Annotated in this window: 1 protein-coding gene; it reads left to right on the forward strand. The window is 46.7% G+C overall.

Translation table 11 applies throughout. From position 1 onward, the window contains the following. Nucleotides 1-327: 327 nt before the first annotated feature. Nucleotides 328-420, forward strand: a 93-nt coding sequence (locus E3E29_RS11440) for a bifunctional 2-polyprenyl-6-hydroxyphenol methylase/3-demethylubiquinol 3-O-methyltransferase UbiG (RefSeq protein ID WP_240922873.1), incomplete at its 3' end; no start/stop codon positions are given.

The raw sequence follows: 420 nt of genomic DNA on the forward strand, positions 1-420 counted from the left end.
GGCAGAATCTGGTGAGGAAGAAGGAAGAGGTCGAGGAGAAGCTAATGATACTTCTGGGTTCTGACTCCTGAAGTTTCTGGGCTTTGCTTTTTATCTTGTTCCCTTTGATTGCGTATGAAACGAATAAAGGTCGAGATTCTTCACGACCACCACCGGCTTAGATTTGGATAAGCTCTATTTTAGAAACCCGATGAACGAACGTTTCCGGGGTTTCATTCTGGAGTTAGCAGGCCTAGTGGATTGAAATGTCAGAGCCACCAGAACAAGTTAGCGGACATCAGGTTTAAGTTCCTTCAAGCGTTTCAGCTGCCAGAATGAGCCAAGATACTGGACGTTGGCTGCGGTGTCGGAAGGCACTCAATAGAGCTCGCAAAAAGGGGCTACAAGGTTACAGGAATTGAGATATCCCAGGGAATGCTT

The sequence above is a fragment of the Thermococcus sp. Bubb.Bath genome, assembly GCF_012027595.1.
Classification (GTDB): domain Archaea; phylum Methanobacteriota_B; class Thermococci; order Thermococcales; family Thermococcaceae; genus Thermococcus.